At 61.8% G+C, this 23,461-nt stretch carries 14 protein-coding genes, 2 tRNA genes and 3 rRNA genes; 13 read left to right on the forward strand and 6 right to left on the reverse strand.

The window, feature by feature from the left end; translation table 11 throughout:
- Nucleotides 1–76 precede the first annotated feature (76 nt).
- The gene (locus ACN9MB_RS00520) at nucleotides 77–379 is read left to right on the forward strand and encodes a hypothetical protein (RefSeq protein WP_204634916.1); all 303 of its coding nucleotides are present in this window, start codon (nucleotides 77–79) and stop codon (nucleotides 377–379) included.
- Here ACN9MB_RS00520 and ACN9MB_RS00525 read toward each other — a convergent pair whose 3' ends face one another.
- Together ACN9MB_RS00525 and ACN9MB_RS00530 are read right to left on the reverse strand one after the other, a co-directional pair.
- Nucleotides 380–1,498 (reverse strand): anhydro-N-acetylmuramic acid kinase, encoded by a 1,119-nt coding sequence (locus tag ACN9MB_RS00525; RefSeq protein WP_426270401.1) that lies wholly within the window; start codon nucleotides 1,496–1,498, stop codon nucleotides 380–382. It lies immediately after the preceding gene.
- 5 nt (nucleotides 1,499–1,503) lie between these two features.
- A complete protein-coding gene (locus tag ACN9MB_RS00530) occupies nucleotides 1,504–2,943 on the reverse strand; it encodes an OapA family protein (RefSeq protein WP_426270402.1) in 1,440 nt (479 codons plus the stop codon).
- A 183-nt stretch (nucleotides 2,944–3,126) separates the two neighbouring features.
- Between ACN9MB_RS00530 and tyrS the strand changes: the two genes are divergently transcribed.
- The 8 genes from tyrS (at nucleotide 3,127) to ACN9MB_RS00570 (ending at nucleotide 11,346) form a co-directional block, all read left to right on the forward strand.
- Nucleotides 3,127–4,338: a tyrosine--tRNA ligase gene (gene tyrS / locus ACN9MB_RS00535; RefSeq protein WP_426270403.1), complete on the forward strand. Its 1,212-nt coding sequence runs from the start codon at nucleotides 3,127–3,129 to the stop codon at nucleotides 4,336–4,338.
- A gap of 478 nt (nucleotides 4,339–4,816) precedes the next feature.
- Nucleotides 4,817–6,361: ribosomal RNA gene (locus tag ACN9MB_RS00540) — 16S ribosomal RNA — on the forward strand.
- Between the two features lie 192 nt (nucleotides 6,362–6,553).
- Nucleotides 6,554–6,630: transfer RNA gene (locus ACN9MB_RS00545), tRNA-Ile, on the forward strand.
- 11 nt (nucleotides 6,631–6,641) lie between these two features.
- A tRNA-Ala gene (locus tag ACN9MB_RS00550) sits at nucleotides 6,642–6,717 on the forward strand.
- Between the two features lie 235 nt (nucleotides 6,718–6,952).
- A 23S ribosomal RNA gene (locus ACN9MB_RS00555) occupies nucleotides 6,953–9,833 on the forward strand.
- A gap of 184 nt (nucleotides 9,834–10,017) precedes the next feature.
- Nucleotides 10,018–10,130: ribosomal RNA gene (gene rrf / locus ACN9MB_RS00560) — 5S ribosomal RNA — on the forward strand.
- Together the 16S, 23S and 5S rRNA genes with 2 tRNA genes alongside form the textbook arrangement of a ribosomal RNA operon.
- 199 nt (nucleotides 10,131–10,329) lie before the next feature.
- Nucleotides 10,330–11,013: a rhomboid family intramembrane serine protease gene (locus ACN9MB_RS00565; protein WP_204637998.1), complete on the forward strand. Its 684-nt coding sequence runs from the start codon at nucleotides 10,330–10,332 to the stop codon at nucleotides 11,011–11,013.
- Nucleotides 11,014–11,022: 9 nt separating this feature from the next.
- Nucleotides 11,023–11,346, forward strand: a complete 324-nt coding sequence (locus ACN9MB_RS00570) for a DUF1820 family protein (protein WP_204637996.1) — start codon at nucleotides 11,023–11,025, stop codon at nucleotides 11,344–11,346.
- A gap of 8 nt (nucleotides 11,347–11,354) precedes the next feature.
- Here the strand turns inward: ACN9MB_RS00570 and ACN9MB_RS00575 are convergent, their stop codons facing one another.
- From ACN9MB_RS00575 to ACN9MB_RS00585, 3 genes are all read right to left on the reverse strand, one after another.
- On the reverse strand, nucleotides 11,355–12,476 hold the full coding sequence (locus ACN9MB_RS00575; protein WP_426270404.1) for a hypothetical protein: 1,122 nt from the start codon (nucleotides 12,474–12,476) through the stop codon (nucleotides 11,355–11,357).
- 78 nt (nucleotides 12,477–12,554) lie between these two features.
- The gene (locus tag ACN9MB_RS00580) at nucleotides 12,555–13,277 is read right to left on the reverse strand and encodes a glutamine amidotransferase (RefSeq protein ID WP_204637994.1); all 723 of its coding nucleotides are present in this window, start codon (nucleotides 13,275–13,277) and stop codon (nucleotides 12,555–12,557) included.
- Between the two features lie 43 nt (nucleotides 13,278–13,320).
- Nucleotides 13,321–15,132, reverse strand: a complete 1,812-nt coding sequence (locus tag ACN9MB_RS00585) for a GspE/PulE family protein (protein ID WP_204637993.1) — start codon at nucleotides 15,130–15,132, stop codon at nucleotides 13,321–13,323.
- A gap of 95 nt (nucleotides 15,133–15,227) precedes the next feature.
- On the opposite strand from ACN9MB_RS00585, the gene glyQ reads away from it, so the two are divergent.
- Entirely contained in the window at nucleotides 15,228–16,139 is a 912-nt protein-coding gene (gene glyQ / locus ACN9MB_RS00590; RefSeq protein ID WP_426270405.1) for a glycine--tRNA ligase subunit alpha, read from the forward strand.
- The gene (gene glyS / locus ACN9MB_RS00595; protein WP_426270406.1) at nucleotides 16,136–18,286 is read left to right on the forward strand and encodes a glycine--tRNA ligase subunit beta; all 2,151 of its coding nucleotides are present in this window, start codon (nucleotides 16,136–16,138) and stop codon (nucleotides 18,284–18,286) included. Before glyQ ends, glyS begins: the two co-directional genes overlap by 4 nt.
- Before the next feature lie 75 nt (nucleotides 18,287–18,361).
- Here the strand turns inward: glyS and ACN9MB_RS00600 are convergent, their stop codons facing one another.
- Nucleotides 18,362–18,934, reverse strand: coding sequence for a helix-turn-helix domain-containing protein (locus tag ACN9MB_RS00600; protein WP_204637988.1), 573 nt, complete (start codon nucleotides 18,932–18,934; stop codon nucleotides 18,362–18,364).
- Nucleotides 18,935–19,261: 327 nt separating this feature from the next.
- On the opposite strand from ACN9MB_RS00600, the gene ACN9MB_RS00605 reads away from it, so the two are divergent.
- Nucleotides 19,262–22,171 (forward strand): TonB-dependent receptor domain-containing protein, encoded by a 2,910-nt coding sequence (locus ACN9MB_RS00605; RefSeq protein WP_204637986.1) that lies wholly within the window; start codon nucleotides 19,262–19,264, stop codon nucleotides 22,169–22,171.
- 224 nt (nucleotides 22,172–22,395) lie between these two features.
- A complete protein-coding gene (locus tag ACN9MB_RS00610) occupies nucleotides 22,396–23,253 on the forward strand; it encodes a YbaY family lipoprotein (protein ID WP_204637985.1) in 858 nt (285 codons plus the stop codon).
- Nucleotides 23,254–23,461 lie beyond the last annotated feature (208 nt).

A 23,461-nucleotide genomic window follows, 5' to 3' on the forward strand; every position in this document is an offset into this window, starting at 1 on the left:
GCGGTCGATAGTCTCGCCCTTGACCCTGTGACAAGATGAAGTCACAGGGGGCTTATGACCGTCGGAGGAAGCGTCCGTGCCGGACCTCGTCATACGCCATATCGACAACCTCATGGCCGAACGCATCAAGACGTTGGCCAAGGAAAGGCAGTGGTCGATCAATGATGTGGTGCTGCATGCACTGCGTCACGGCCTGGGCATGGCCTCGTCGAACGTGTTCGCGGAAACCATGCTCGATCCGGGCGACCTGACCACCCTGGGCGGTCAATGGGACGCCAAGGAAAAGGCCGCGTTCCAGGAAGCCGTGCAGGCGCTTTCCCGCGCGCCAACGGCTGCGCTGGCGCAGGCCCATGGCATGTTGGGCGACGACAGTTTCTGATCAGCGTGGTGCGGGATACACCGCACCCAGCACGCGCGGACCCCGGGCCCCCGTGACCGCGGGAAGATTGCCGGGCAGCCCCAGCAGCCGTTGCCGAGCGAGCCACGCAAAAGCGGTGGCTTCCAGATAATCCGGATCGACGCCATGCACAGCAGTGCTTGCCAGCGTGCGTGTTCCCAGCAGTTCACCCAGTCGCCGCATCAGCACCGCGTTGTGCACGCCACCGCCGCATGCCAGCACGTCGAGGGAGTCCGGTGCATGGCGCGCGATGGCATCGGCGATGCTTCGTGCCGAAAGCTCCAGCAGGGTGGCCTGCACGTCGGCGGGCGCCACCGATGCCACAGCCGTATGGCTTTCCAGCCACGCCAGATGGAAATGCTCGCGCCCGGTGCTCTTGGGCGGCGGCAACGCAAAGTACGCATCCGCCAGCAAGGCGGCGAGCAGCGCTTCATCCACGCGGCCCGATGCCGCAAAGGCACCATTCGCATCGTAGGCGCCGCCGCGGTGGCGCCGATGCCACGCATCCATCAGGCCATTGGCTGGCCCGGTGTCGAATCCAAAGACCTTTCCGGCCGGATCGAGCACGGTGATGTTGGCAATGCCGCCGAGATTGAGCACGACGCGCGTCGCGTCCGGACGACCCAGCAACATCGCGTGCACCGCAGGCAGCAACGGCGCTCCCTGGCCGCCGGCCGCGACATCGGCCCGGCGGAAATCGGCCACCACGTCGATGCCGCAGCGTTCGGCGATCACCGAGGCATCGCCCACCTGCAGCGTGAAAGGAAACTCGCCGGCGGGACGATGGCGCAAGGTCTGTCCATGCGAGCCGATCGCCCGCACCCGCGGCGTGTGCGCGGCATTTCGTTCGAGCAGCTTGGCCGCGGCCTCGGCGAAACACTGGCCGATGGCGACATCGAGACGTCCGTAGGCATCCAGGTCGAGTCGTTCCTCGTCCTGCGCCACCGCGAGGATGCGCGTGCGCAGGGCGTCCGGCCACGGATGCGTCAGCGCATCCACCAGTTGGGGCGTGTTGTCGTCGAAACGCACCAGGGCGGCATCGATGCCGTCGGCGCTGGTGCCCGAGATCAGGCCAAGGTAAAGCGCCGAAGCGTTGTCCACGGGAATCAGTCGTCGTTGCGCTTGGCGCCGCTGGCCTTGGCCAGCTTGATGTTGGCGTCCAGCGTCTTCAGGCGGGCCAGCTGCGGCTGCACCACCTGCGCCTTGAACTTGGCCAGCTGTGCGCCCGGCAGCGGTTCCGGCTTGGGCAGGGTCACCTTCTGCGGATCGCGCTGCACGTTGTTGACGCGGAATTCGTAGTGGAGGTGCGGGCCGGTGGCCAGGCCGGTCATGCCCACATAGCCGATCACTTCGCCCTGGCTCACGTGCTGGCCGACCTTTTCATTGGCGAACTTCGACATGTGCCCATAGGCCGTGCTGATCGAGCCGTTGTGCTGCACGATCACGAAATTGCCGTAACCGTTCATCCAGCCCTTGAACTTGATCACGCCATCGCCGGCCGCGTGGATCGGCGTGCCGGTGGGCGCGGCATAGTCGACGCCCTGGTGGGCGCGCATCAGGCCGAGGATCGGATGCATGCGCGCCGCGCTGAACTGCGAGGAGATGCGGGTGAAGTCCACCGGAATGCGCAGGAACGACTTCTGGATCGGGCGGCCGTCTTCGCTGAACCAGCCGAAGCTGCCGTCGTCCTTCTTGAAGCGGTAGGCGGTATAGCGCTCGCCCTGGTTCACGAATTCCGCCGCCACGATGTCGCCTTCATGCAGATAGGCGCCGTCGCGGTACACGTCGTCGTAGATCACGGTGAAGCTGTCGCCTTCGCGCAGGTCCTGCACGAAGTCGATGTCGTACTTGAACAACTCGGCGAGCTTGAGCACCATCGCATTGCTCATGCCGGCCTTGGAACCGGCGGCGAACAGCGAGCTGTCGATGGTGCCGTGGGCAACGTGTTCGCGATGGTCCACTTCGCGCGCCTGCGCGGTGACCGTGGCCTTGTCGCCTTCGAAGCGCATGGTGGTGCGGTTGGACTCGTCCTTGTCGAAGCGGATGCCCTTGAGGCTGCCGTCGCTGTCGAGCAGGAAATCGAACTCCTGGCCGGGGCTGATGTGGTGCAGGGACTTGGCATCGCCCGACTGCTCGACCACGTGCTGCACGTCGGTGAGGCTCAAGCCCTGGCTCTGGAACAGATCGGACAAGGTCTGGCCGGGCTGCACCTGCACGATGTGCCAGTCTTCCACGGTGGGAGCCTGGGCCACGGTCGGTGCGACCTTGGGCAGCTCCAGCGGCAACACGGCATGCGCCGTCGAGATGGTGTCCGGGCGCATGGCGCTGGCCCAGGCGGGAATCAGGAAGCCGGAAACGGCTGTAATAAGCAGTGCGGTACCGGCGAGAATCCAACGTTCGCGGTGCCAGTGGATCGGCTCCGCCTCACCATGACAACCGAAGGACCAATGGGCGCAACGTTCATAAAAATGAGAGTGACGCTTCTGCGCCTTGCGACGCATAGCCTGTTTGCGCGCCACGCGCGCCGTCTCGTTTCTCTCACCCATGCCCGGTGTTCCCCAGGTACTACATTTCTAATTGCCGCGTACCATAGCGGCCCTGTGTAAAGGGCGTCAACGCCTTTTCCATCAATGGGTTGCGATAACTTTTCGGTTAACGCACACTTAACGGAACCGGCCGGGAAGCCAGGCTTTCCGGTGACGTCCAGACAACGAAAATTTGAGGAATGCATGAACGAGCTTGAGCAGGCGCTGGCCACCATCGCGCGCGGCGCCGACGAAATCATCAAGCAGGAAGAGTTGGCCGCTCGGCTGAAACTCGGCCGCCCGCTGCGCATCAAGGCCGGTTTCGACCCGACCGCGCCGGATCTGCACCTGGGCCATACCGTGCTGCTCAACAAGATGCGCCAGTTCCAGGATCTGGGGCACCAGGTGATTTTCCTCATCGGCGACTTCACCGGCATGATCGGCGACCCGACCGGCAAGAACGTCACCCGCAAGCCGCTCACCCGCGAGGACGTGCTGGCCAACGCGGAGACCTATGCCGAGCAGGTCTATAAGGTGCTGGACAAGGAGCGCACCGAGTTGCGCTTCAATTCCGAGTGGTTCGGCCAGATGACCGCGGCCGACATGATCAAGCTGGCCGCCCAGCACACGGTGGCCCGCATGCTCGAGCGCGACGACTTCTCCAAGCGCTTCGCCGGCCAGCAGCCGATCGCCATCCACGAATTCCTCTATCCGCTGGTGCAGGGCTACGACTCGGTGGCGCTCAAGTGCGACGTCGAGTTGGGCGGCACCGATCAGAAGTTCAACCTGCTGATGGGGCGCGCGCTGCAGGAACACCACGGCCAGCCGCCCCAGATCGTGCTCACCATGCCGCTGCTGGAGGGCCTGGACGGCATCAACAAGATGTCCAAGTCGCTGGGCAACTACATCGGCATCAACGAGCCGGCCATCGATATCGTCACCAAGACGCTGAAGATCGGCGACGAGCTGATGTGGCGCTGGTTCGAACTGCTCAGTTTCGAGACCTCGCTGGCCGACATTGCACGCATGAAAGAGGAGGTCGCCAGCGGCGCCCTGAATCCGCGTGATGCCAAGCTGAAACTGGCCCGCGAATTGGCCGCCCGTTTCCACGATGCCGCCGCCGCCGAGCAGGCGATTGCCGGCTGGCATGCCGTGGTGCGCGGAGAGGGCGATACCAGCCTGTTGCCGCTCACTGAAATTGCCGTGCCTGCGGAAGGCCTGCGCTTGCCTGCACTGCTTACCGCGGCAGGCCTCACGCCAAGCAACGGCGAAGCGAATCGCAAACTCAAGGAACGCGCCGTGCGCATCGATGCCGAAGTGGTTGAAGACGCGCAACGCGTGTTTTTGCCGGGTTTCGAAGGGGTTTTGCAGATCGGCAAGCGCAACTTCGCACGCGTGTTGTTGACGCAGGCATGAGTGAAGCGCGATGACGCATCGTCATCGCGCCGCTTCGAAGCAACGAGTTTCGCGTGAGAACAACGCCTTACGCGAAACATCAAAAATTTCTGAAAAATAATTTCAGAAATCGCTTGTCAAAGCAGGGGTGCATGCCTATTATTCGCCTCCCCGCCGCTGGCAGCGTCTTCCACGGCAACAACGACAGCAAAAATTCTTCGCTGAAGGTGTTGACGGATAGGGAAAACGATGTAAGATGAGCGGCTCACTCGGGACGAAATGTTCCAACGCTGAAACGGCAACGTTCGGCAAGTGATTGAGATCTTTGACAGTGTGCGCAGGTGACTTGTGTGGGCGTCTTGCGATGGACGATTGAATGTCCAATTAATGCAAGCGTCTAACCTAAGAGTCAATTCAAAAGCTTGACGTTTATGGTTAGGAACAACGCTTCAGAAAGATAGATCGCTTTCCTGCTTCGGCAGGGATGAGGTCGAAAACTTAAGTGAAGAGTTTGATCCTGGCTCAGATTGAACGCTGGCGGCATGCCTAACACATGCAAGTCGAACGGCAGCACAGTAGAGCTTGCTCTATGGGTGGCGAGTGGCGGACGGGTGAGTAATGCATCGGGATCTACCCAAACGTGGGGGATAACGTAGGGAAACTTACGCTAATACCGCATACGTCCTAAGGGAGAAAGCGGGGGACCGAAAGGCCTCGCGCGGTTGGACGAACCGATGTGCGATTAGCTAGTTGGTAGGGTAATGGCCTACCAAGGCGACGATCGCTAGCTGGTCTGAGAGGATGATCAGCCACACTGGAACTGAGACACGGTCCAGACTCCTACGGGAGGCAGCAGTGGGGAATATTGGACAATGGGCGCAAGCCTGATCCAGCAATGCCGCGTGTGTGAAGAAGGCCTTCGGGTTGTAAAGCACTTTTATCAGGAGCGAAATACTACTGGCTAATAACCGGTGGGGCTGACGGTACCTGAGGAATAAGCACCGGCTAACTTCGTGCCAGCAGCCGCGGTAATACGAAGGGTGCAAGCGTTAATCGGAATTACTGGGCGTAAAGCGTGCGTAGGCGGTGAGTTAAGTCTGTCGTGAAATCCCCGGGCTCAACCTGGGAATGGCGATGGATACTGGCTCGCTAGAGTGTGATAGAGGATGGTGGAATTCCCGGTGTAGCGGTGAAATGCGTAGAGATCGGGAGGAACATCAGTGGCGAAGGCGGCCATCTGGATCAACACTGACGCTGAGGCACGAAAGCGTGGGGAGCAAACAGGATTAGATACCCTGGTAGTCCACGCCCTAAACGATGCGAACTGGATGTTGGTCTCAACTCGGAGATCAGTGTCGAAGCTAACGCGTTAAGTTCGCCGCCTGGGGAGTACGGTCGCAAGACTGAAACTCAAAGGAATTGACGGGGGCCCGCACAAGCGGTGGAGTATGTGGTTTAATTCGATGCAACGCGAAGAACCTTACCTGGCCTTGACATGTCTGGAATCCTGCAGAGATGCGGGAGTGCCTTCGGGAATCAGAACACAGGTGCTGCATGGCTGTCGTCAGCTCGTGTCGTGAGATGTTGGGTTAAGTCCCGCAACGAGCGCAACCCTTGTCCTTAGTTGCCAGCACGTAATGGTGGGAACTCTAAGGAGACTGCCGGTGACAAACCGGAGGAAGGTGGGGATGACGTCAAGTCATCATGGCCCTTACGGCCAGGGCTACACACGTACTACAATGGTCGGTACAGAGGGTTGCAATACCGCGAGGTGGAGCCAATCCCAGAAAGCCGATCCCAGTCCGGATTGGAGTCTGCAACTCGACTCCATGAAGTCGGAATCGCTAGTAATCGCAGATCAGCTATGCTGCGGTGAATACGTTCCCGGGCCTTGTACACACCGCCCGTCACACCATGGGAGTGAGTTGCTCCAGAAGCCGTTAGTCTAACCGCAAGGGGGACGACGACCACGGAGTGGTTCATGACTGGGGTGAAGTCGTAACAAGGTAGCCGTATCGGAAGGTGCGGCTGGATCACCTCCTTTCGAGAACGACATCCTTCTTCCCCGCAAGACGTCCACACAAGACACCTGCCTTTTATTTCACGCGAAGTTTGCTTCACGCGGCTCCATGCCGCGACAAGCAAAACCGACCATCCCTGGTCGGACTCTTCAACGAAACCCCGCTTCGACGGCAATGTCGTGAGCGAGGTTTTTTTGTTGAGTGCAAAGGTTCCCGGGTCTGTAGCTCAGGTGGTTAGAGCGCACCCCTGATAAGGGTGAGGCCGGTGGTTCGAGTCCTCCCAGACCCACCACCAAATCACTTGGGGCCATAGCTCAGCTGGGAGAGCACCTGCTTTGCAAGCAGGGGGTCGTCAGTTCGATCCTGACTGGCTCCACCATTTTGGTGACACGACGTGAAATGAGAGCAGCGCACACATAAGATTTTAGAAAACGAGGCGGCATTGAGGCCGTTCTTGTGTTCATTGAAAACGTAAACGAGTGACAAGCGTCTTGGTTCGAAACCGAATCGAGATGTGTCGTTGAGGCAATTAAGCGAACGCGTTGTTTGGACATTCGATCATTATCACCTCGTAAGTGATGATAATCGGACCCTGAGGCGACTTGGGGTTATATGGTCAAGCGACTAAGCGTATACGGTGGATGCCTTGGCAGTCAGAGGCGATGAAGGACGTGGCAGCCTGCGAAAAGTGTCGGGGAGCTGGCAACAAGCTTTGATCCGGCAATGTCCGAATGGGGAAACCCACTCCGCAAGGAGTACTGCATGATGAATACATAGTCATGCAGAGCGAACCCGGGGAACTGAAATATCTAAGTACCCGGAGGAAAAGAAATCAACCGAGATTCCGTCAGTAGCGACGAGCGAACGCGGACTAGCCCAAAAGTTTCTAGTGTTTTAGCCGAACGGTTTGGAAAGGCCGGCCATAGCGGGTGATAGCCCCGTAGGCGAAAGGGCATTAGAGATGAAATTGAGTAAGGCGGGGCACGAGAAACCCTGTCTGAATATGGGGGGACCATCCTCCAAGGCTAAATACTCCTGACTGACCGATAGCGAACTAGTACCGTGAGGGAAAGGCGAAAAGAACCCCGGAGAGGGGAGTGAAATAGACCCTGAAACCGTATACGTACAAGCAGTGGAAGCCCGCAAGGGTGACTGCGTACCTTTTGTATAATGGGTCAGCGACTTACTGTCAGTGGCAAGCTTAACCGTATAGGGGAGGCGAAGGGAAACCGAGTCTGAATAGGGCGCATAGTCTCTGGCAGTAGACCCGAAACCGAGTGATCTATCCTTGGCCAGGTTGAAGGTGCGGTAACACGCACTGGAGGACCGAACCCACATCTGTTGCAATAGATGGGGATGAGCTGAGGATAGGAGTGAAAGGCTAAACAAACTCGGAGATAGCTGGTTCTCCTCGAAAGCTATTTAGGTAGCGCCTCGTATGAATCTTCCTGGGGGTAGAGCACTGTTATGGCTAGCGGGCCATCGCGGCTTAGTAAACCATGGCAAACTCCGAATACCAGGACAGAATGTACGGGAGACACACGGCGGGTGCTAACGTCCGTCGTGAAAAGGGAAACAACCCAGACCCGCAGCTAAGGTCCCCAAGTTATCGCTAAGTGGAAAACGATGTGGAAAGGCATAGACAGCCAGGAGGTTGGCTTAGAAGCAGCCACCCTTTAAAGAAAGCGTAATAGCTCACTGGTCGAGTCGGTCTGCGCGGAAGATTTAACGGGGCTAAGCGATACACCGAAGCTCGGGGTGCATTACTTTGTAATGCGCGGTAGAGGAGCGTTCCGTAAGCCTGTGAAGGTGGATTGAGAAGTCTGCTGGAGGTATCGGAAGTGCGAATGCTGACATGAGTAACGATAATGGGGGTGAAAAGCCCCCACGCCGAAAGCCCAAGGTTTCCTCGCGCAACGTTCATCGGCGCAGGGTGAGTCGGCCCCTAAGGCGAGGCAGAAATGCGTAGTCGATGGGAAGCAGGTTAATATTCCTGCACTTGTCTGTAGTGCGATGTGGGGACGGAGAAAGTTAGGTCTACCGGGCGTTGGTTGTCCCGGGGAAAGGCGGTAGGCATGAAGCGTAGGCAAATCCGCGCTTCTTTATGCCGAGCACCGAGACGAGTCCTATTGGACGAAGTGACTGATACTACGCTTCCAGGAAAAGCCACTAAGCTTCAGCTACAGAGAAACCGTACCGTAAACCGACACTGGTAGGCAGGGTGAGAATCCCAAGGCGCTTGAGAGAACTCGGGTGAAGGAACTAGGCAAAATGGCACCGTAACTTCGGGAGAAGGTGCGCCCTCCGACGTGGTCACATGCGTGACTGAGCGTTAGAGGGTCGCAGTAACCTGGCCGCTGCGACTGTTTATCAAAAACACAGCACTCTGCAAACACGAAAGTGGACGTATAGGGTGTGACGCCTGCCCGGTGCTGGAAGGTTAATTGATGGGGTCAGCCGCAAGGCGAAGCTCTTGATCGAAGCCCCAGTAAACGGCGGCCGTAACTATAACGGTCCTAAGGTAGCGAAATTCCTTGTCGGGTAAGTTCCGACCTGCACGAATGGCGTAACGACAGCGGCGCTGTCTCCACCCGAGACTCAGTGAAATTGAAATCGCTGTGAAGATGCAGCGTTCCCGCGGCAAGACGGAAAGACCCCGTGAACCTTTACTATAGCTTTACACTGAACGTTGAGTTCTTCTGTGTAGGATAGGTGGGAGGCTATGAAACCGAGACGCTAGTTTCGGTGGAGCCATCCTTGAAATACCACCCTGAAGTGCTTGACGTTCTAACCTAGGTCCGTAATCCGGATCAGGGACCGTGTATGGTGGGTAGTTTGACTGGGGCGGTCTCCTCCCAAAGAGTAACGGAGGAGCACGAAGGTACGCTCAGCGCGGTCGGACATCGCGCACTGTGTGCAAAGGCATAAGCGTGCTTGACTGCGAGATCGACGGATCAAGCAGGTACGAAAGTAGGTCTTAGTGATCCGGTGGTTCTGTATGGAAGGGCCATCGCTCAACGGATAAAAGGTACTCCGGGGATAACAGGCTGATACCGCCCAAGAGTTCATATCGACGGCGGTGTTTGGCACCTCGATGTCGGCTCATCACATCCTGGGGCTGTAGCCGGTCCCAAGGGTATGGCTGTTCGCCATTTAAAGTGGTACGCGAGCTGGGTTCAGAACGTCGTGAGACAGTTCGGTCCCTATCTGTCGTGGGCGTTGGAGATTTGAGAGGGGCTGCTCCTAGTACGAGAGGACCGGAGTGGACGTTCCGCTGGTGTTCGGGTTGTCATGCCCATGGCATTGCCCGGTAGCTACGAACGGAAGCGATAACCGCTGAAAGCATCTAAGCGGGAAGCGCGCCTCAAGATGAGATCTCCCGAGACTTCGAGTCTCCTTAAGGCACCATCAAGACTAGGTGGTTGATAGGCGCGGTGTGGAAGTGCAGCAATGCATTGAGCTTACGCGTACTAATGAGCCGTGAGGCTTGACCATATAACCCCAAGACGCTTTGTTTAACGCGCTATCCCTGCGCGAGAAAGCGGCCATCCATGGCCGCACTCCTCAGGAAAAGCACGCTTCGACGAATGCATCTCGAAACAAAATTTCACCTCGACGCTTGTCACTCGTTTACCCCTTTGCGGAACTGGCGCATACCCTGCGCTGTTCCCACCCCTTCCCTGGCGGCTATAGCGCTGTGGCCCCACCCGATCCCATCCCGAACTCGGAAGTGAAACGCAGCTGCGCCGATGGTAGTGTGAATTCTCATGCAAGAGTAGGTCACCGCCAGGGGCTTTATCCCTCAAACGCCTTCCCATCCGGGAAGGCGTTTGTCTTTGTGCGGTTTGGAAATCCCGTTGCCTCTGTTCGCCGTGCGCTGCCGTCGGCATTGTCTGAATTCGCCGGCGTCTTCCGAACGCGCGCTATGTAGCAAAAACTTATCGCCTATGATGCAAGGCTCGTCTGACCTGCATGCCGCGGAGCGCTTGAAGTGTTTGTCCATGTCGAAACCCGCCGTCGCCGGAACGTGCAATGGGCAACCGTGCTCCTGGTGGTCGTGTGCGTGATCAGCTTCGTCGGCCTGGCACTGATGCCTGCGCCGCAGCGCATGTCGATGTGGCTGGAATGGGGCACCGTGCCGGCGAATATCTTCGACGCGAAGGCGCCGCTGCTGCCGCAACTGCATGATCCGTCGCTGCTTCGCCTGTTCACCGCGCTGTTCATCCACCTGGCCTGGCTGCATCTGCTGGGCAACCTGCTGTTCCTGGTGATCTTTGGCCTGCCCGCGGAACGGGCGCTGGGTTCGTTGCGTTTCCTGCTGCTGTTTGTCCTGGGTGGCATGGTGGCGAACCTGGTGGGCGCAATTTCCCTGGCCGGCGTGCGCTCGCCGATCATCGGTTGCAGCGGTGCCGTGTCGGCGGTGCTGGGAACCTACATAGCGCTGTTTCCCCGCGCCCGCCTGGGGCTGGTGTTGCCATTGGGTCTGTACCTGGAATTCGTGCGCGTCCCGGCCTTTCTGCTGATCGGCATCTGGGTGTTGCTGCAGTTGCTCTTCAGCTATGCCGGCCCGAGTTACGGCGCGGTGGTGTGGTGGACGCACATTGCCGGCTTCCTGTTCGGCGTCGCTTTTGCCTTGTTCGCGCGAGAGGGCATCGCGCGGCGTCTACGCGGATAAGATGGGCGCATGCGTACCAAGAAACTCTACAAAGTGACCTTCCTGCACCTGGGCAAGTGCTACGAGCTCTATGCGCGGCACGTTGCATCCAGCAGCCTCTGGGGATTTACCGAAGTCGGCGAACTGGTGTTCGAACCCGTGGGTGAAGGCCTGTTGGTGGATCCCACCGAGGAAAAATTGCGCGACGAGTTCAAGGACACCCATGTGCTGCACCTGCCGATGCAATCGGTGGTGCGCATCGAGGAAGTGGAGAACAAGGGCGCACTGGTGATCCGCGATGCGAGCGACGGGCAGAAGATCACGCCGTTTCCGATGCCGCCGCGCGGCCGCTGAGTAGCCGTCTAACCGTGGCGCATCACGGCGATCACGATCTCCACCGCGATCAGCAGGATGATGGCAAGTTCCATCAGTTCGCCGCGTTTGCTTGAGGCTTCTTCATACAGTGCCGAGTAGCTGTCACGGATGATCGCCAGCTTGCGGTCCACGGCCTTGCTGACGTGCGGCACGCGGAACAGGTCCAGTGCGGCGGCGTACACGCGCGCCAGATAGACGTCCTCCGTGACCTGCAGCGCATTGTCCACTTTCTCCGTGACCTCGGTGACTTCCGCCACCAGCGTGTAGAGATGCCGTGCCAGATCCGCGTAGCGCCGCGCGGCGAGGGGATTGGCGACGTTGTGTGTCGCTTCCACCAGGTCGTACATGCGTGGTAGTTCCGCATCGAGCAGTTCGTCGTAGTAGCGCAGTTCCAGCAGCTGGGCGTTGGCCACTTCCAGAATGTCGACGACGTCCGATTCGTCGCGCGGTTCATAGATGAAGGCGCGGTCCCAGGTGAGCACGGCGAGATCGTCGGTGTAGTAGGAGAAGCGTTGTCGCAGCAGCTCCTGCCGTGCCGGCTCGGACAGCGCTCGCGATTCGCCGGCGAGCAGGGGAACCAGATCGAGCTCGTCATGGAGCGTCGCCGTACTCACGACGCCTTCGAGCGAATGCACGAACCCCAGCAGGTAATCTTCGTGCAGTACCGCCACGCTCGGTCGCAGCAGTGCCGGATGCATGATGTCCATGATCTGCGCGAGCAGGCGATTCCAGGCTTCGGTTCCCGATGCGAGGCCCAGCGCCGCGTCCACGGCATTCACGCGTGCGCTGAAGTCGATCCACGAAAGATCGTCGGCGGGAACGCTGATGGAAAACGCGGCCACGCCGAACTCGTAGAGCCTTGCCAACGCAGTGGCCTGCAGCGTCTGTCCGCCGATGACGACTTCAAGCGAACCCAGCGTGAGCTCGACCGGAGGCACGCCGAAGGTCAGGGCCTTGGGCGGCGCCGTCACCAGTCGGCTGCGTGCCGCGGCCGTGCGCGCGCGTTGGGCCCACAAAGACTCGGCTGCGGTCAGATCGATGGTATCGGCGATATCGACCAGGCGCATGGCAATGACCGACGCGCGGTGCACATGCGGTTGTCGACCCATGCTACTCATCCGTGTGGCGGCGCCGGAACCTGCCTTGCGCCCATGGGCCGATTCTAGATGGTCTGCGTGACAGCCACGTCAGCCGGTAGCAAGACCGTGATGGCGCGAGAACTGGCGGAACAGGCGCCGCGCGAGCGGCGTGGGCGCCACCTGCTTGAAGGTGTGGTGCGGATCGAAGCCTTCGCGCTTCATATCGTGTTGCTTGCGATGGATATAGGCGCGCATCACGTCGGCGTTGAATTCGGGATGGAACTGCGCGCTCATCGCATTCTTGCCGTAGCGCACGAGATGATTCGGGTCGCGTGCCGAACTCACCAGCACCGTCGTTCCCTTGGGCAGTTCCAGCACGCTCTGCTCGTGGGTGGCGTGGGCGCGAAATTCCAGCGGCAACGCGCTGGCCAGCGGGTCGTTCCTGGCGGCATCGAGCACGTTGAGCGATACCGTGCCGATCTCGCGACCGCCGGGCAGATAGTCCACGCGTCCACCCAGCGCATGCGACATCAGCTGGTGTCCGTAGCACACGCCGAACATCGGCAGTTCTTCATCCATCGCGTCGCGGATCCAGCCTGCGGTGCGCTCGCTCCACGCAGCGCGCTCGGTGACCATCGCCGCGGAGCCGGTGATCAGCGCGCCCGCCACCTGATTGGGCGCGGGAAGCTCCTCGCCGGCCTCCACATCGACAACGCGAATACGATCTGGCGAGAGCTGTGCGCCCAGGCGAAACCAGTGGGGAAAATCACCGTGACGTGCACGAATGGGAGCGGGTGCGCGACCGGTGCGGATAATCAGGACTGGCTTCATGCGATGCGATACGACGAGTGCAATGGATGGGTCGGGAGCGCCGTCAGACGACGCCGTGTTCGATGGGGGGAATCACGGTAAGGACTTCCTTCACCGTGGTGACGCCGCGCGCCACCTGCGCCGCGGCGGAAATGCGCAAGGGGCGCATGCCTTCGGCGAGCGCGGCGTGGCCGAAGTGGCCGAGGTCGAGCTGCGAGGAAATCAGTCCGCGCAATCGTGCCGACAGCGGCAACATTTCGTAGATGCCGGTGCGGCCCATGAAGCCGGTATTGCGGCATTCCAGGCAACCCACCGGCTTGAAGACCTTTTCCGGCAGCGGCACGTCCCAACCGTGCGTGAGCGCGGTCCATTCGTGCGGTTCCTGTTCCACCGCCTGCTTGCAATGCGCGCAAAGTGTGCGCACCAGGCGCTGCGCCACCACGCCGGTCAGCGTGGACTGGATCAGGTAATGCGGCACGCCAAGATCGAGCAAGCGCGTGATGGCGCTGGGCGCGTCGTTGGTGTGCAGGGTCGACAGCACCAGATGGCCCGTCAGCGAAGCCTGCACCGCCATCTGCGCGGTTTCCAGGTCGCGGATTTCGCCGACCATGATGATGTCCGGGTCCTGTCGCAGCAGCGTGCGCACGCCGGTGGCGAAGTCCAGATCGATCGCCGCCTGCACCTGCATCTGGTTGAACTCGGGGCTGACCATTTCGATCGGGTCTTCCACCGTGCACACGTTCAACTCCGGCGTGGCCAGATGCTTGAGTGTGGAATAGAGCGTGGTGGTCTTGCCCGAGCCGGTGGGGCCGGTGACCAGCACGATGCCGTGCGGGCGCTCTACCATCCCGCGCCACGTCTCGCCTTCGTCGGGCGAGAAGCCCAGCTGCGAGAAGTCCTTCGCCACGATGTCCGGATCGAAGATACGCATCACCACCTTCTCGCCGAACGCGGTCGGCATGGTGGAGATGCGCAGTTCCACTTCGCGTCCCGAGGCGGAACGCGTCTTGATGCGGCCGTCCTGCGGGCGACGCTTCTCGGCCACGTCCATGCGCGAGAGGATCTTGATGCGCGCGGTCACGGCGGTCATCACCGGCGGCGGCAGTTCGAACACCTTGTGCATCACGCCGTCGATGCGAAAACGCATCAGGCCGGCTTCGCGGCGCGGTTCGAGATGGATGTCCGAGGCGCGCTGCTCGAACGCGTACTGCAGCAGCCAGTCCACGATGTGCACGACGTGGCGATCGTCGGCGCCGACTTCGCCGCCCTTGCCCAGCTCAAGCAACTGCTCGAAGTTGAGGATGGCCGAGGAGTCGTAACCGGTGGTCTTGGCGTCCTGCGCCAGCTGGATCGAGCGCTGTACGCCGTAGAACTCCAGCAGGTAACGGTTGATGTCGATCGGGTTGGAAACCACGCGCTTCACGTCGCGGCGTAGCATCTGCGAGAGATCGGCGGCCCAGCTGTTGTCGAACGGCTCGCAGGTGGCGAAGGTCACCTCGCCCGAAGCGGCGGCCACTGGCAGGATGCGATGGCGCTCGGCGTAGGCGCGGCTGACCACCTGGGTCACCGCGGCCACGTTGATCTTCATCGGGTCGATCTTCAGATACGGCAGCTGGGCGTGGCCGGCCAGCCATTCGGTCAGCGCCTCCAGGCTCAGCGGGCGACCGGGATCGCGCTGGTTGGGAAGCTTGGCATTGGCCACCAGCACCAGCGGGTGCAACTCCACCGTGGCGCGGCCGCTGCGCGTTCCCATGCGGACCTGCTTGGCGTCTTCGGCTAGCAGGTAGCCATCCACCACCAGGGTGGCGAGCATTTCATCGAGCGCCAGCCGACTGCGGCGGCCGAGCAGGGATACGGTTTGCGGTGAAGCGGCCATGCGGCGATCTCTCCGGTAGGCTTTCAACGCCGAAATCCAGCGAGGAAAGCGGTCCCGGCTATACTAACCCGCTTTATTGAAGCCCACGGAAAGCCATGTCCGCGCGCACCTTCCAAGATGTGATCCAGACCCTCAACCGCTACTGGGCGGCGCAGGGTTGCGTCCTGCTGCAGCCTCTCGACACCGAGGTCGGCGCCGGCACGTTCCACCCCGCCACCTTCCTGCGTTCGCTCGGCCCCGAGCCGTGGGCGGCCGCGTATGTGCAGCCGTCGCGCCGTCCCACCGACGGCCGCTACGGCGAGAATCCGAACCGCCTGCAGCATTACTACCAGTACCAGGTGGTGATGAAGCCGAACCCGGACAACATCCTGGACCTGTACATCGGTTCGCTGAAGGAATTGGGTCTGGATCCGCTGGTGCACGACCTGCGCTTCGTCGAAGACAACTGGGAGTCGCCGACGCTGGGCGCCTGGGGCCTGGGCTGGGAGGTGTGGCTCAACGGCATGGAGGTGACCCAGTTCACCTACTTCCAGCAGGCCGGCGGCCTGGAATGCCGGCCCGTCACCGGCGAGATCACCTACGGTCTCGAGCGCCTGGCCATGTACCTGCAGAACGTGGACAACGTCTACGACCTGATCTGGACCGAAGGCCCGTACGGCACCGTGACCTACGGCGACGTGTTCCATCAGAACGAAGTGGAACAGAGCACCTACAACTTCGAGCACGCCAACGTGCCGGAACTGCTGCGCTGGTTCGACGTGTGCGAAGGCGAGGCCAACAAGCTGATCGCCGCCGGCTTGCCTCTGCCGGCGTACGAGCAGGTGATGAAGGCCAGCCACACCTTCAACCTGCTCGACGCGCGTCGAGCCATCAGCGTCACCGAGCGCCAGCGTTACATCCTGCGCGTGCGCACGCTCAGTCGCGCGGTGGCCGAGGCGTATGTGGCGCAACGAGAAAAGCTCGGCTTCCCGGGCCTGAAGAAGAACGTCAAGGAGCAGGCCGCATGAGCGCCGCCAGCAAGCCGCTGTTGATCGAACTGGGCACCGAGGAACTGCCGCCGAAGGCGCTGGACGAACTGGCCGCCGCGTTCCTGCGCGGGGTCAGCGATGGGCTGTCAAAGCGTGGCGTGGAGGCCAATCTGGACGAGGCGAAGCTGTACGCCTCGCCGCGGCGTTTGGCCGTCCATATCCCGTCGGTCGCGGTCAATCAGCCGGAACAGAACGTCGAACGTCGCGGCCCCGCCGTGAATGCCGCGCTGGACGCGGAAGGTAATCCAGGCAAGGCGTTGCAAGGTTTCGCGCAGTCGTGCGGCGTGACCGTGGAACAGCTGGAAAAGCTCGAAACCGACAAGGGTTCGTGGTTCGTATTCCGTGCGGTGAAGCCGGGCCAGCCGGTGGCATCGTTGCTGCCGGAGATCGTCGACGAAGCACTCAAGGGCCTGCCGATTCCCAAGCCGATGCGCTGGGGCGATCACGACTACACGTTCGTGCGCCCGGTGCATTGGCTGGTGATGCTGCACGGCGCGGACATCGTCGACGGCAGCGTGCTGGGTCTGACCAGTGGCCGCAAGTCGCGCGGTCATCGCTTCATGCACGGGCAGCCGGTGCACGTGTCCGATGCCGACATCTGGCTCGATTCGATGCGCGCGGCCAAGGTGCTGGCCGATCCGGCCGAGCGTCGCCAGAAGATTCGCGATGAAGTGGCTCGCGTGGCCAAGGAAACCGGCGGCGTGCCGCAGCTTGACGATGCGCTGCTCGACGAGATCGCCAATCTCACCGAATGGCCGATCGCAATCGCCTGCAAGTTCGATCGCGAGTTTCTCGCCGTGCCGCCGGAAGCGCTGGTCACCACCATGGAGACCAACCAGAAGTTCGTGCCGGTGTTCGATGCACACGGCAAGCTGACCGAGCACTTCATCGGTGTGGCCAACATCGAGAGCAAGCAGCCCACGGAGATCCGCAAGGGCTATGAGCGCGTGATTCGTCCGCGCTTCGCCGACGCGAAGTTCTTCTGGGACGAAGACCTCAAGACGCCGCTGGCCGGCTACCAGGACCAGCTGAAGAACGTCACCTACCAGCAGGCGCTGGGCAGCCTGTGGGACAAGAGCGTGCGGGTGGCCGAGCTGGCCCGCATCATCGCCGCCCGCGTGGGCGTGGATGCCGGCGCGGCAACGCGCGCGGCCTCGCTCAGCAAGTGCGATCTGCTCACCCGCATGGTCGGCGAATTCCCCGAACTGCAGGGCGTGATGGGGCGCTACTACGCCGCCCATCATGGCGAATCGGCCGACGTGGCCGAGGCTTTGGACAGCTATTACCAGCCGCGCTTTGCCGGCGACGCGATTGCCGCCGGCCAGGTGGGCCGGGTGCTTGCGGTGGCCGATCGTTTCGACACGCTGGCCGGCATCTTTGCGGTTGGCATGAAGCCCAGCGGCAACAAGGATCCGTTCGCGCTGCGTCGCGCCGCGCTCGGCCTGGCGCGCACGCTGGTGGAAGGCGGGCTGGAGCTGGACCTGCGCGGCAGCTTCGTCGAAGCGCTCGAGCTGTTGCCGGAAGCCGCCCTCGCTGCCGGCCTCAAGCCGGGCAAGGACGGCAAGGCACCGGCGCTGGATGCCGGCAAGCGCCGCGCTGCCCTGGCCGATGAACTGGTGGAGTTCGTGCTCGACCGCCTGCGCGGCTATTACGCTGAGCAGGGCTTCACGGGCGAGCAGTTCGAGGCGGTGGCGGCGGTGTCGCCGTCCAGCCTGGTCGATTTCGACCGTCGCCTGCGCGCCGTGGGCGAGTTCGGCCGGCGTCCGGAGGCATTGAGCCTGGCGGCGGCGAACAAGCGCGTGGCGAACATTTTGCGCAAACAAGCCGAGGAGGCCGGCGCTACGCCGGTCGGCGTCACGGTGGACCCGGCGCATTTCGAGGCGGACGCCGAGCGCGCCCTGCACGCGGCGCTCGATGCGGCCCGCGCCGACACCCGCGCTCCCCTGCAGGAAGGCGACTATGCGGCGGTGCTTACCCGCCTGGCGCAGCTGCAGGCGCCCGTGGACGCGTTCTTCGACAGCGTGCTGGTGAACGCCGACGATCCGGCCGTGCGCGCCAACCGACTGGCCCTGTTGGGCCAGCTGAAGGCTCAGTTCGGCGCCATTGCCGACATCGCCCGCCTGTAAGTTCGATCACCGGCGCAACGAAAACGGCAGCCTTCGGGCTGCCGTTTTCTTTTATGCCTTGCGTCGACCGACGGTTTACGCCGCGGCGACCTGGCGACCGCGCTTCACGCGTTCGTGCAGGCGCTGGTTGAACGAGACCATCGCGGTGGCGTCCACGTCCGTGCCGCCCGGGCCGAGGATCTCGTAGAGATCGGCCAGCATGTCGGCGTTGTCGGCCAGGGTCAGCCGGCTTTCCGCCAGGTCCAGCTCCGACTGCAGGATGCGCAGCGCCGTGTTGAGGCGGTTCGGATCCATCGCCATGCCGCTGGCGTGCAGGGTATCGGCGGCCGTACGCAGCTTCGAGCGATGACGGTTGGCCAGCGTTTCGGCACTGGTCTGGTCTTCGCCGGACGACATCGCGTCGGTGGTCTGGATGGTGCCTTCGCCGGCCACCAGCCACACCAGGGAAATGCCCATGGTCTTGGCCAGCGTGACGCAGCGGGCGCGGGACGGATCGGTGTTGCCGTCGCGCCAGCTGCGCACGACGCCTTCAGAGAAACCGCACATACGAGCGATCTCAGTGACGCTGCCCACGCGTTGAATCAGCACTTTTATGCGATCCGCAAAGGTGGACGAGGACTCGTTGGTCGAAAATTTTTGCATGTTCATCGCATTTTCCTGGCGGATGGCGACTTGTAAAGGGGAGCGTTCCGGGGATTTTTCGAGCGTCAGCGTGAAGCAAGCGTTACGAAAGTGTTGACACTCGTAAGAAATCTCTCATAAGGTCGTAAGTTCATGGTAAGTCGCGCCGTGAGGGGAGCAACTTCTACCGAGACCAAGAACGCAATAGTTGCGTTTTGGTAATCACGATTGCGCCGGCCTGTTCAGCTGGCAGACAGCAAGTTTTGAGGTCCAAAGCCTCTGAAACCTGCCAATGCGGGGCAAGACGGCTTTTTTGATGTCGGTCGGGGCCGACATTTTCAATGGGGAGAAACTATGCAGTTCCGCAAGAAAGTTGACAATAAACTTACGGTGGCCGTCCGCCTGGCTCTGACCGTAGGTACCTTCGCAGCAATGGCTCCGGCCCTGGCCCAGGACGCCACCAGCGCCTCCGCCAGCCAGTCCGAGGCCAAGAAGCTCGAAACGGTCACCGTGACCGGTACGCGCATTCCGCGCGTGGACGTGGAAACCGCCCAGCCGGTGGTGACCATCGACCGCAAGCAGATCCAGAACCAGGGTTTCACCTCGGTCGCGGACATCCTGCAGAACCTGACCGAAGTCGGTTCGCCGCCGATCAGCCGCGCCAATGCGCTGTCGTCGGGCGAAGACGTGGGCGGCTACTACGTCGACCTGCGCAACCTCGGTCCCAACCGCACGCTGATCCTGATCAACGGCAAGCGCCTGGGTGCCAACACCTCGGGCCTGCAGGATCTGGGTCAGATCCCGGTTTCCGTGATCGACCGCATCGAAGTACTGAAGGACGGCGGTTCGTCGATCTACGGTTCGGACGCCATCGCCGGCGTGGTCAACGTGATCACCCGCAGCAACTTCACCGGCGCCGAGGCCAATGCCTACGTCGGCCAGTACGACAACAACGACGGCAAGGGCCAGAGCTACGACTTCACGCTCGGTACCGCCAACGACCGCGGCTCGATCATGGCCAGCGCGCAGTACCAGAAGGACGATCCGGTCTGGGCGAAGGACCGTGAGTTCAGCGCCTACCCGGCGGGTCCGTTCCACCAGACCCCCAACGCGATCGACGGCGTCAACGGCTGGAGCGGCATCACCCAGTACGGCTCGTTCACCGGTCCCTGCGGCCCGGGCGGCGCGCGCGCTACCTGTACGCTGAAGCCGGGTACCGACCCGCGTGACATCGCCAACTATCAGCCGCTGACCACCTCGCGCTACGCCAATGCCAACCAGGAAATGACCCTGGCCACTGGCCAGGAGCGCACCTCGCTGTTCGTGGCGGGCAAGTACAACCTGCTCGACAACCTCACGTTCAAGAGCGACTTCCTCTACAACAAGCGTGAAACCCTGCAGCAGATCGCCGGCTATCCGTACCAGTCGGCCGCATTCGGCACGCCGCTGGATGCCGACAGCTACTTCAATCCGCTGGGCACCACGCTGAACTTTGCGCGTCGTGGCTGGGAAGTGCCCCGCACCACCAACAGCGAGCTGGAAACCTATCGCTGGACGGCCGGCTTCGAAGGCTTCTTCGAGCTGGGTAACCGCACCTGGAACTGGGACGTTGGCGCGATGACCAATCGCAACAACATGCTCAAGACCGGTCATGGCGACTTCAACCTGATCAACGCAGGTGCAGCCCTGGGCCCGTCGTACCTGGGTTCGGATGGCAAGGTGCATTGCGGTACCGCGGCCGACCCGATCGCCGGCTGCTCGCCGTGGAACCCGCTGCTGCCGTACGGCCAGGCTGGCGCCGGCTCGCTGGCCGACCATGATCTGCAGAACTTCCTGTTCCCGGAATTCCACGACACCGGCAAGACCACCACGACCGACTACACGGCCAACATCGCCGGCACCTTCGTGGGCCTGCCGGCCGGCGACATCGGTGTGGCCGCCGGTCTGGAGCATCGCCAGGAAGACGGCCGCTTCGTGCCTGACGCCTTCAACCAGGCGGGCCTGAGCTCGGGTCTGGCAGCCACGACGACCGAAGGCAAGTACTCGGTCAACGAGGCTTACCTCGAATTCGACGTGCCGCTGCTGCGTGACGTGGTGATGGCGCGCGAACTGTCGATCGATCTGGCCAGCCGCTATTCCGATTACGACAACTTCGGCACCACCACCAACAGCAAGGCCAGCATCAAGTGGAAGCCGATCGACGACCTGCTCGTCCGCGGCAGCTGGGCGCAGGGCTTCCGCGCGCCGACCATCTCCGACCTGTACGGCGGTATCGGCAGCAGCTTCGAGTCGTACACCGACCCGTGCGATACCCGCAGCGGTTCGGCCAAGGGCAACCCGGCCGTGGCCGCGCGTTGTACCGGCGGCTTCGGCGGTCAGCCGGGCGTGGCGGCGAACTATGTGCAGCTGGGCCAGGCGCTGGCTCCCTGCAGCACCTATCCGTGCCAGACCAACTACCAGTTCACCACCGGCTCCAACTCGAAGCTGACCCCGGAAACGGCCACCACCCGCACGTTCGGCGTGATCTACAGCCCGCACTACGTCGAAGGCCTCGACGTGTCGCTGGACTGGTACAAGATCGACATCAAGAACGTGATCAGCCAGGACGAAGTGCAGAACATCCTGGACGACTGCTACGTGGCTGGCATCAGCTCGCGTTGCTCGGGCTTCACGCGCGATCCGGCCAACGGCGTCATCACCAACATGTTCTACGGCCTGACCAACAAGGGCTGGCAGAAGACGGCGGGTTACGACTTCGGCGTGAACTACCGCTTCACCATCGATGCGGTCGGCCAGTTCGCGGCGCACTGGAACACCACCTACGTCGACTACCTGAACATCAAGGCTGACGACAATCCGGACACCATCGTGCAGCCGGAAACCGGCTACGGCGGCAACTTCCGCACCCGTTCGAACCTGTCGCTCGACTTCACCCGCGGCATCTTCGGTATGACCTGGACCACCCGCTATTACTCGGGCATGACCGAGCGTTGCTCCTACGTCAACCCGGCCGAATGTAACGACATCGACCACGTCGATCCGTTCAACGGCGCGCAGGCGCAGCGTCACACCGGTTCCACCACCTTCAACGACGTCCAGTTCCGCTGGACCCTGCCGTGGAAGGGCACCGTCTCGGTGGGTGCGAACAATGTGTTCGACAAGCAGGGTCCCATCATGTACTCGAAGCCGAACAGCGCCTTCGTCTACTACGGTGGCTTTGACATCGGCCGCTTCTACTACCTGAAGTACTCGCAGCGCTTCTAAGCCTCATTGCTGCAACCCCGAGGGGCGGTCCGGAAACGGGCCGCCCTTTTTGTTCACAGGCCGTCTAGGCGGCCATATGCTCCTGCATACGCAAGCGCATGGAGCCAACTTTTACAAGCCCTTACGTTTGGGCTATGCTCAGGGGCTCCCCCGTGTAGAGTCGAGGCGTGTTGGGCGCCTGTTGGTTCTCGCGCTAAGCCCTGCCATTCGATAGAGGTTTTCTCATGCGCCGTCTTGTTTGGTCGCTGATGTCGGTCGCTGCTCTGGCTCTCGCCGGCTGCAACAATTCTTCCCCGTCGTCCCAGGGCGGCACGGATGGCGGTGACGCCGCCCAGGCGCCTGCCCAGACCAACCAGATCACCGGTCAGGTCACCCTGCGCGACGCCGCCACGGTGTCGCCGAACGCCAAGCTGGATCTGACCCTGGTCGACGTGTCGACGCAGGACGCCGCTCCGCTGGCGACCAAGACGATCCAGCCGGCCAACACCCTGCCGCTCTCGTTCCAGCTGCCGTTCAACCCGGCCGACGTGAACCCGGCCGGCCTGTATGTGCTGAAGGCCACCCTGGTCGACGGCGACCGCAGCTACAACCCGCCGCTGCAGACCCAGGTGCTGACCAAGGGCGCGCCCACCCAGGTGAACATCCAGCTCGTTGCCGAGCAGACCCAGGGTGAAAAGGAACTGGCGGCGTTCACCAGCGTGCAGAAGCAGATCGGCGGCATGAAGATCAGCAACGGCACCAAGCTCGAAGACAAGGTCTCGCGCGGCTGGCAGGTGTTCCGTGAAGCGGGCGAAGTGAAGTTCATCCGCGAAGAGGTCGACTACGGCGACAAGGGCTTCAACAGCACCGATTACGCCTACAAGGACGGCAAGCCGTGGGTGGTCGTGCAGCAAAAGAAGTCCAGCAAGGACGCCAAGCCGAGCTCGACCGAGCGCGCTGCCTGGGGCCCGGACGGTTCGCTGGTGCTGAAGACCAACGAGCAGGGCGGCAAGAGCTCGCCGCTGTCCGACGACGAAGCGGCCAGCTTGCAGAAGCAGGCCACCTCGATCCTGAATCTGGCGACCGGCGGCAAGGGCAAGTAAGCAGCCCTGCCGTTTCGCCCGGAAAGCCGCCCGCGAGGGCGGCTTTTTTGTTGGGCACGCATCAGCCGGGAACCAAGGTCAGCGCAGAAGTCTGTGGGAGCGCCCTTGGGCGCGACGCGTGCACTTGAGTGCGTCGCTCCGTCAGGTTGTCGCGCCCAAGGGCGCTCCCACGGTAAGGTGCGGGATTTTGGCCATATGGATGGCTAAA

This window comes from Dyella kyungheensis, assembly GCF_049913195.1.
In the GTDB taxonomy this organism is placed as follows: Bacteria; Pseudomonadota; Gammaproteobacteria; order Xanthomonadales; family Rhodanobacteraceae; genus Dyella; species Dyella kyungheensis.